This window comes from Pseudomonas sp. Irchel s3f7 (genome assembly GCF_900187615.1).
Classification (GTDB): Bacteria; Pseudomonadota; Gammaproteobacteria; order Pseudomonadales; family Pseudomonadaceae; genus Aquipseudomonas.
This window is the reverse complement of record NZ_FYDO01000005.1, coordinates 234,661-243,196: the sequence shown is the minus strand read 5'-3', so window position 1 is coordinate 243,196 and position 8,536 is coordinate 234,661. Positions and strand designations below refer to the sequence as shown.

At 59.9% G+C, this 8,536-nt stretch carries 8 protein-coding genes; 3 read left to right on the top strand and 5 right to left on the bottom strand.

Annotated features, from left to right (window positions below):
• Nucleotides 1-235: 235 nt before the first annotated feature.
• Together CKW19_RS06430 and CKW19_RS06425 are read right to left on the bottom strand one after the other, a co-directional pair.
• A complete protein-coding gene (locus tag CKW19_RS06430; RefSeq protein ID WP_095057129.1) occupies nt 236-1,078 on the bottom strand; it encodes a mechanosensitive ion channel family protein in 843 nt (280 codons plus the stop codon).
• 135 nt (nt 1,079-1,213) lie between these two features.
• Nucleotides 1,214-1,699, bottom strand: a complete 486-nt coding sequence (locus tag CKW19_RS06425; RefSeq protein WP_095057128.1) for a YajQ family cyclic di-GMP-binding protein — start codon at nt 1,697-1,699, stop codon at nt 1,214-1,216.
• Nucleotides 1,700-1,834: 135 nt separating this feature from the next.
• On the opposite strand from CKW19_RS06425, the gene CKW19_RS06420 reads away from it, so the two are divergent.
• From CKW19_RS06420 to CKW19_RS06410, 3 genes are read left to right on the top strand one after another with little or no spacing between them, the layout of a single operon-like run.
• A complete protein-coding gene (locus CKW19_RS06420; RefSeq protein ID WP_095057127.1) occupies nt 1,835-2,752 on the top strand; it encodes a putative 2-dehydropantoate 2-reductase in 918 nt (305 codons plus the stop codon).
• 45 nt (nt 2,753-2,797) lie between these two features.
• The gene (locus tag CKW19_RS06415) at nt 2,798-4,834 is read left to right on the top strand and encodes an ATP-binding protein (protein WP_095057138.1); all 2,037 of its coding nucleotides are present in this window, start codon (nt 2,798-2,800) and stop codon (nt 4,832-4,834) included.
• 2 nt (nt 4,835-4,836) lie between these two features.
• A complete protein-coding gene (locus tag CKW19_RS06410) occupies nt 4,837-5,418 on the top strand; it encodes a cob(I)yrinic acid a,c-diamide adenosyltransferase (RefSeq protein WP_095057126.1) in 582 nt (193 codons plus the stop codon).
• Between the two features lie 118 nt (nt 5,419-5,536).
• Here CKW19_RS06410 and CKW19_RS06405 read toward each other — a convergent pair whose 3' ends face one another.
• From CKW19_RS06405 to argJ, 3 genes are all read right to left on the bottom strand, one after another.
• A complete protein-coding gene (locus tag CKW19_RS06405; RefSeq protein ID WP_095057125.1) occupies nt 5,537-6,481 on the bottom strand; it encodes a Nudix family hydrolase in 945 nt (314 codons plus the stop codon).
• Entirely contained in the window at nt 6,478-7,110 is a 633-nt protein-coding gene (locus tag CKW19_RS06400; protein WP_095057124.1) for a glutathione S-transferase family protein, read from the bottom strand. The genes CKW19_RS06405 and CKW19_RS06400 overlap by 4 nt, the downstream gene beginning before the upstream one ends.
• A 145-nt stretch (nt 7,111-7,255) precedes the next feature.
• Nucleotides 7,256-8,473, bottom strand: a complete 1,218-nt coding sequence (gene argJ, locus CKW19_RS06395; protein WP_095057123.1) for a bifunctional glutamate N-acetyltransferase/amino-acid acetyltransferase ArgJ — start codon at nt 8,471-8,473, stop codon at nt 7,256-7,258.
• Nucleotides 8,474-8,536: the final 63 nt, after the last annotated feature.

The window sequence follows — 8,536 nt, the reverse complement described above, 5'->3', positions numbered from 1 at the left end:
TCGACCTGATCGACCACCGACAATTTAAAAGCCAGCGTGTAATCGCGCTGACTGCGCCTTTTCCCCGAATCCATTGCTCCCTCCTGAAAATAGGTCAGAAGGTGTAAACCTTATTCAGGACGGGACAGTAACAAATAAAAAGGCCCATCTTCGGATGGGCCTTTTTTTGTTGCGCTAGAAGCTGGTTGACCAATACAGACGTGACCAAAGAGTCAGACCTGCATTAAACGGCTACTCACTGCACCGCAGATTCCTGAACCACACGAATTACCCGCTGTGGAAATGGAATATCAATGCCCGCCTCTCTGAGACGGTCACGGGACAATTCATTGAACATGAACAGTACATCCCAGTAATCAGCCGTCTTGACCCAAACACGCAGGGAAACAGTGATCGAACTGTCGCCCAGGGTAGAAATGACTGCCTGAGGCTCCGGATCGGCCAGTACGCGTGGATCCTTGGCCAGTTCGAGCAATACTTGACGGGCCTTTTGCAGATCCGCTTCGTAATCAACGCCCACATCGAAGACAACCTTGCGGGTTGGCTGACGGTTGGTGTTGGTGATGATGCCGTTCGACAAGTTGCCGTTAGGCACAATGATGGTTTTGTTGTCACCAGTGCGCAGCACGGTGTGGAAAATCTGAATGCTGTCGACGGTGCCGGCAACACCCTGGGCTTCGATCCAGTCACCGATACGGAACGGACGGAACAACAGAATCAGCACGCCACCGGCGAAGTTCGCCAGGCTGCCCTGCAAAGCCAGACCAATGGCCAGACCCGCTGCACCGATCGCCGCAACGAACGAGGTGGTTTCCACACCGATCATCGAGGCCACGCTGACAATCAGCAAAACCTTGAGAATGATGTTCGCCAGGCTGCTGATGAACCCTTGCAGCGCCAGATCGGCATTACGCAGCGCCAACAGGCCGCCGAGTTTTTGCGTGACCTTGTTGATCAACCACCAGCCGACGGCCAGGGTAAGCACCGCCAACAGTACGCGACTGCCGTACTCCATGATCATCGGGATCCAGGCTTGGGAAGCCTTGACCAGATTGTCTACCTCAGCATTTAAGTCCATCTGCTTTCTCCTGTTTTGCGGCTATCCGGCACGCGAAAAATTGCGGCAGAAAGACCGAGCCGCCACGGGCTCGATCATTTCTGCCGCTGCTGGGCCTCGGACGCCGAAAACGTCAAGAGGTTCCCGTTTTAAAGATCAGTCGCGGAAGTTGTTGAACTGCAGCGGCATGCCGAATTCCTTGGCCCGCAGCGCTGCAATAGCGTCCTGCAAGTCGTCACGCTTCTTGCCGGTAATGCGCACCTGCTCGCCCTGAATGGCGGCCTGGACCTTGAGCTTGGCGTCCTTGACGTGAGCAACAATCTTCTTCGCCAGCTCTTTGTCGATACCTTCCTTGAGCACGGCGTCCTGCTTCATCAATTTACCCGACGCATACGCATCCTTGACCTCAAGGCACTGCACATCGATCTTGCGCTTGACCAGCGCCAGCTTGAGGATCTCGATCATCGCTTCAAGCTGGAAATCCGCTTCAGCGGTCAGGTTGACGGTCAGGTCCTTTTCCTTGAACTCGAAGCTGCCTTTGCCTTTCAGGTCATAGCGACGATCGAGTTCCTTGACGGCGTTCTCGACCGCGTTGGTGAGTTCGTGTTTGTCCAGTTCGGATACCACGTCGAACGACGGCATGTAATCTCTCCAAAATAAAAGGCGCGCCGAGGAAGCACGCGTGGCTTGCGGTTAAAATCCGCGCTGATTATAACGGGTCTTTCCCATCATTCACTGCGAGCCTCCGATGCGCGCTTCAAACAGAGCAAAAAGTTGATGTCCACCACTTGGCATGTTCTGGGCGCCGGCAGCCTCGGCACCTTATGGGCGACACGTCTGGCACGGGCCGGTGCGCCGGTCAGGCTGATTCTGCGTGACGCTGCGCGATTGCAGGCCTACGAGGCCGCTGGCGGACTGACGCTGGTGGAGCATGGCGTTGCACAATGCTATGCAGTCGCCGCCGAAACACCCGACAGCAGCGAGCCGATCCACCGTCTGTTGGTGGCCTGCAAAGCTTACGACGCCCAAGCGGCGGTAGCGCGCCTGGCGCCGCGCCTGGCGCCCGGAGCCGAGTTGATCCTGCTGCAAAACGGTTTGGGCAGCCAGGACGCCGTCGCCACGCAGGTTCCACAGGCGCGCTGCATTTATGCATCCAGTACCGAGGGTGCCTTTCGCGACGGCGACTGGCGGGTGGTGTTTGCGGGCCATGGCTTCACCTGGCTCGGGGATGCCAGCCACCCGGTCGCGCCCATCTGGCTGGAAGACCTGGACGCCGCCGGCATCCCCCATGAGTGGAGCACGGAGATTCTGACGAGGCTGTGGAGAAAACTCGCGCTCAACTGCGCGATCAATCCGCTGACGGTGCTGCACGATTGCCGCAATGGCGGCTTGCAGAACCATCACTGCGAAGTCGCCACACTGTGCGGCGAACTGACGGAGCTGCTTGAGCGTTGCGGCCAGCCGGCAGCCGCCGAGAACCTGCAGCAGGAAGTCGAACGAGTGATTCACGCAACCGCTGCCAATTTCTCCTCGATGCACCAGGACGTTGCGAGCCTGCGACGCACTGAAATCAGTTACCTGTTGGGTTACGCCTGCAAAGTCGCGGAGCGTCATCAGCTGAATCTGCCTCACTTGACTCAGCTGCAACAACGGCTGATCACCCATCTGCACAGCCTTGGATTGCCCAGCGACTGAGCAGCGGCTACGCTGGCCACTTGTTCCTTTTCAGCGATGAACCTGATGCCATTGCGCCAGCGTCTTGAAAACCTGCCTGTCGGCCAGAAACTCCTGGCCGCTCTGCTGGTGCTGTTGACCACCGTCCTGCTGGTGGCCAACCTGACTTTTATCAGCGCCGCGTATTACATCTCTCAGGAAAGCATGGCGCCTCAGGCCTTGCAGACGATCGGCCGCCTGATTTCCAACCCGAGCCTGGTGTCCGAGGCGCTGGAGTCGAAGCAGAGTGCCGAGCGCCTGCTCAATGAACTCAATGCCTATGCCCCGCTGCGCGCGGCCGCCCTCTATGACGGCAAGGGCGAACAGCTCGCGCAATTGCAGCATGGCGAAGTACTGGAGCTGCCGAAACGCTACCGGCACATCGAAGCCTGGCAGGCCACCGAATTTCGCAGCAATCAAATCATCACCCTGTCCCGCCCCGGCACCGCGCCCGGGCATTTGTTGCTGGTCGCCAGCAGCGAACTGCCCGTCGCCTTCTACACCGGGACCCTGACCGCCAGCCTCGGCATCCTGATCTTCAGCGTGCTGCTGTGGCTGGTGATCGCCCGCCAGATCAAGCGCCTGATCACCCGGCCGATCCATCAGCTCGAAGAACTGTCCCGGCAAGTGACCCGTGAAGAGAACTACGCCCTGCGCGCCTCCCGCGGTAACCACGACGAAATCGGCAGCCTCGCCGAAGCTTTCAACACCATGCTTTCGCGTATCGAAGCCCGGGAGCAGCAACTTAAACGGGCGCGGGACGACTCACAGGCGGCCTACGACCAGGCCCAGGGCTTGGCCGAAGAAACCCGGCATACCAACCGCAAGCTGGAACTCGAAGTCCAGGTGCGCAGCAAGATCGAAAAGAAGCTCACCGGTTTCCAGAATTACCTCAACAGCATCATCGACTCCATGCCGTCGGCATTGATTGCACTCGACGAACAGCTTTATGTGACGCAGTGGAATCAGGAAGCCAGCGCCCTGTCCGGCACGCGGCTGGACGAAGCCTTGAACCAGCCGATCTTCCTGGCCTTCGAACCGCTCAAGCCGTTTTTGCCGCAGCTCAAGCAAACCGTTGAGCAACACACCGTGGCCAAGATCGAACGGGTCACCTGGCTCAAAGACGAGGAGCCCCGGCACTATGCCTTGACGTTCTATCCGCTCATGGGCGGCGCGGGGCGTGGCGTGGTGATCCGGATCGATGACATCACCCAGCGCCTGTCCCTGGAAGAAATGATGGTGCAGTCGGAGAAAATGCTCTCGGTCGGTGGCCTCGCCGCGGGCATGGCCCATGAGATCAACAACCCGCTGGGCGCGATCCTGCACAACGTGCAAAACATTCGTCGACGCCTGTCAGCCGAACTGCCGAAGAACATCGAAGTGGCCGAGCAAGCCGGCATCGAACTGTCGACGGTCAACCAGTACCTGCAAATCCGCGAAGTGCCGCAGTTGCTCGACGGTATTCAGCAGGCCGGTGCCAGGGCGGCGAAAATCGTTACCCACATGCTCAGTTTCAGCCGGCGCAGCACCCGGCAAATGGCCCCGTGCGATTTGCCGGCGCTGATTGATCAGGCGGTGGAAATTGCCGGCAACGATTTTGACCTGGCCATCGGCTTCGACTTCAAGGGTCAGGCGATCATCCGTCAGTTCGACCCGGCGCTGGGTCCGGTTCCCGGCACGGCCAACGAACTCGAGCAAGTTCTGCTCAACCTGCTGAAAAACGCCGCGCAAGCCATTCACCAGCGCGAAGACGACCACGAGCCGGGGCGCATTATTCTGCGCACCAAGCTCAATCCGCCGTGGGCGGAAATCCAGGTCGAGGACAACGGCATCGGCATGAGCGAAAGCGTGCGCAAACGCACTTTCGAGCCATTCTTCACCACCAAGGAAATCGGTCAGGGCACCGGCCTTGGCCTGTCGGTGTCGTATTTCATCATCACCAACAACCACAAGGGTCAGATGGAAGTGCAATCGACCCCTGGCCAAGGCACTTGTTTCACCTTGCGCCTGCCGCTGGCAAGCACCCCGCTTGTTTCTCAAGAACTCAATCAGCTATCGAGGTAACCATGGGCTTTCGCCTGTCGAAGATTTACACCCGCACCGGCGACAAAGGTGAAACCGGTTTGGGCGACGGCCGCCGTGTGCCCAAGGATCACCCACGGATCGAGGCGATTGGCGAGGTCGACACACTCAACAGTCAGGTCGGCGTGCTGCTGGCCGGATTGGCGGCAGAAACAGGCACATGTCCAGGTTTGCACGAAGTGATAGAGGTGTTGGCACCTTGTCAGCACCGATTGTTCGATCTGGGTGGCGAGCTGGCGATGCCGGTTTATCAAGCGCTGAACGCAGCGGAAATCGAGCGTCTGGAAGCGGCGATCGATGTATGGAACGAAGAGCTGGGGCCGCTTGAGAATTTCATCTTGCCGGGAGGCTCGGCGCTGATTGCCCAAGCCCATGTCTGCCGCAGCCTTGCCCGCAGTGCCGAGCGAAGATGCCAGCAATTGAATGCGATCGAGCCGTTGGCCGGGGTTGGCCTGGCGTACATCAATCGGCTGTCGGATTTGTTGTTTGTCGTGGCGCGGCTGATTGCCAAGCGCCAAGGGATTGCCGAGATTCTTTGGCAGCCTGCGCAGAAGCCTGGGGTCTAGTCGGCGTTTGTAAGGCCCTCATCGCTAGCAGGCTAGCTCCCACCGTGGATTTGTTGGTGCAAACAAAACCTGTGGGAGCTAGCCTGCTAGCGATGAGGCCATCTGCATCACTGGAAAATCAAGAATCAGGCCAAAACGCCCGAATCCCCGCCACACCTTGGGCTCCCGCCGCCCAGGCTTTTTGCAACTCTGCCGGACCCACGCCACCGAGCAGGAACACCGGTTTGCTGAATCCATCGATCAGGCTCGACGCCTGCTCCCAGCCCAACGGCTGCGCATCAGGGTGAGTCAGGGTTGGCTGCACGGGCGACAAGGTGACGAAATCCACGCCCATCTGTTCAGCCAGCGCCAGCTCTTCAGCGTTATGGCAGGATGCCGCCAACCAGAGCGAAGCTGGCAAGGGTCGACCGGCCGCTGCGTATTTGCGCAATTGAGCCGAGGTAATGTGCCAGCCAGCTGACGGGAAATCGCCCAGCCACTCGAACGGTCCCTTGATCATCAACTGTGCCTTGCCGGCGCACAGGCCCACGGCATCCACCGCCAGATCGCGATACTGCGGATCGTAACCGTTCGGCGCCCGCAACTGGATCAGCTTGATGCCGCCGGCAACGGCTTTCTGAATACCGCGCAGCAGGGCCGGGGTTTCCAGGTCTTCCGGGGTAATCAGGTACTGCGAAGACAACCGGGCAGCCGCCACAATCGGCTGATTGGCCGCCGGGAACTCATAACTCGACAGATCACGCGCAGACACCCAGGCCAGCGGTTGACCTTCGGCGCCGTGGGGCTCACCGGTGAACGTCGACACTTCCCAGACATCCAGCAACACCTGTTTGTCCGGATAGTCATGACGGACCTTGATCAACGGGCGAGCCGCGCCGACCACAATCCCCAACTCTTCATGGAGCTCACGGGAGAGCGCGGCTTCAACCGACTCGTCGGCCTCGACCTTGCCACCGGGAAACTCCCACAGGCCGCCCTGGTGCTGGGAATCGGCACGTCGGGCAATCAGGATATTGCCGCTGCCATCACGGATGACGGCGGCGGCGACATGGACTCGTTTCACCTTTGCAACTCCTCCAGTCCAGCCTTCTGCCAGGCCTTGAAGGCGGGCCATTGGTAGAGGGTTTCGACGTAGGCTTCGTCAATCGGGGACAGTTTCACCTGGTAGGTGCGCAGGCGCACGGCAATCGGGGCGAAAAACGCGTCAGCCAGACTGATACGGCCAAACAGGTAGGGCCCGGTCTCGGTTGAGGCGGCACGGCATTCAGCCCACAACGCAGAGATGCGCTCGATGTCCGCCTGCACATCAGCCGGAAGCGGCGAGAGCGGCGCATCGTGGCTCAGGTTGAACGGCATGTTGCCGCGCATGGCAAAGAAACCGGCATGCATTTGCGCGCACGCCGAACGCGCCTGGGCACGGGCGCCGGTGTCTTTTGGCCACAGGCCGGAATCCGGAAATTGTTCTGCCAGGTACTCAGCAATGGCCAGGGAATCGGCGACGGTGCCGTGTTCGGTTTTCAGCAGCGGGACTTTACCGGTCGGCGAATGCTTGAGCAGACGCTCGCGGGTGTCCGGCTGGTTCAGCTTGATCAGTTCTTCGGTGTAGGCAGCACCGGTCAAATCCAGAGCCAGGGCGCCGCGCAGGGACCAGGAAGAAAGCAGTTTGTCGCCGATGATCAGGTGCAGGCTCATGTTCGGGACCTTTAGATTTAGGGACAAGCCAGTTTAGTGGCTGACCGGTAAACCGTCATCGCGAGCAGGCTCGCTCCTACAGTGGTTCGGGTGTACACAAATCCAATGTGGGAGCTAGCCTGCTAGCGATGGGATCGACGCGATCTTAAGTACGGTACTCGGCGTTGATCTTCACGTATTCGTGGGACAGGTCCGTAGTCCAGATGGTTTCGCTGCAATCGCCGCGGCCCAGCTCGATACGGATGGTGATCTCTTCCCGCTGCATGACCGCCGAGCCCTGGGCTTCGGTATAGGTCGCAGCACGCGCACCACGGCTGGCGATGCACACTTCACCGAGGAATACGTCGATCTTGCTCACGTCCAGGTTCGGTACACCGGCACGGCCGACAGCCGCCAGGATACGGCCCCAGTTTGGGTCGGACGCGAACAACGCAGTCTTGATCAGCGGCGAGTGGGCCACGGTGTAACCGACGTCCAGGCATTCCTGGTGATTGCCGCCGCCGTTGACTTCGACAGTCACGAACTTGGTCGCGCCTTCGCCGTCACGCACGATGGCCTGAGCCACGTCCATGCACACTTCAAACACTGCTTGCTTGAGTTTGGCGAACAGCTCGCCTTCGGCACGGGTGATTTCCGGCAGTGCAGCCTGACCGGTGGCGATCAGCATGCAGCAGTCGTTGGTCGAGGTGTCGCCATCGATGGTGATGCGGTTGAACGACTTGTTGGCGCCGTCCAGCATCAGGTTTTGCAGCACGTCGCGAGCGACTTTGGCGTCGGTGGCGATGTAGCCGAGCATGGTCGCCATGTTCGGACGGATCATGCCCGCGCCTTTGCTGATGCCGGTGACGGTGATGGTCACGCCGTCATGCTGGAACTGGCGGCTGGCGCCCTTCGGCAAAGTGTCGGTGGTCATGATGCCGGTGGCCGCCGCTTCCCAGTTATTGACCGACAGGTCATCGAGGGCCGCTTGCAGTGCGCCTTCGATTTTTTCGACCGGCAGTGGCTCGCCGATCACACCGGTGGAGTACGGCAGCACCAGGCTGGCATCGACGCCGGTCAACTCGGCCAGTTTCGCGCAAGTGCGCTCGGCCGCGGCCAGGCCTGGCTCGCCGGTGCCGGCGTTGGCATTGCCGGTGTTGGTCAGCAGGTAGCGCACCGGGCCTTGCACACGCTGCTTGGCCAGGATCACCGGCGCGGCGCAAAAGGCGTTCAGGGTGAAGACGCCAGCCACCGTGGAGCCTTCGGCGCAGCGCATGACCACGACATCCTTGCGCCCCGGGCGCTTGATGCCGGCCGAAGCGATACCGAGTTCAAATCCGGCAACCGGGTGCAACGTTGGCAAAGGACCAAGACCAACAGCCATGAATGCGCTCCTAACTAAATGATGTCAGCACCGTTTCAGGATGAACGGTGATTTGAATGGCAA

Excerpts from the sequence above, each read along its gene's own strand:
- CKW19_RS06430 (WP_095057129.1), bottom strand. The coding sequence starts at position 1,078 with ATGGACTTAAATGCTGAGGTAGACAATCTGGTCAAGGCTTCCCAAGCC.
- CKW19_RS06425 (WP_095057128.1), bottom strand. The coding sequence starts at position 1,699 with ATGCCGTCGTTCGACGTGGTATCCGAACTGGACAAACACGAACTCACC.
- argJ (WP_095057123.1), bottom strand. The coding sequence starts at position 8,473 with ATGGCTGTTGGTCTTGGTCCTTTGCCAACGTTGCACCCGGTTGCCGGA.
- CKW19_RS06420 (WP_095057127.1), top strand. The coding sequence starts at position 1,835 with ATGTCCACCACTTGGCATGTTCTGGGCGCCGGCAGCCTCGGCACCTTA.
- CKW19_RS06400 (WP_095057124.1), bottom strand. The coding sequence starts at position 7,110 with ATGAGCCTGCACCTGATCATCGGCGACAAACTGCTTTCTTCCTGGTCC.
- CKW19_RS06415 (WP_095057138.1), top strand. The coding sequence starts at position 2,798 with ATGCCATTGCGCCAGCGTCTTGAAAACCTGCCTGTCGGCCAGAAACTC.
- CKW19_RS06410 (WP_095057126.1), top strand. The coding sequence starts at position 4,837 with ATGGGCTTTCGCCTGTCGAAGATTTACACCCGCACCGGCGACAAAGGT.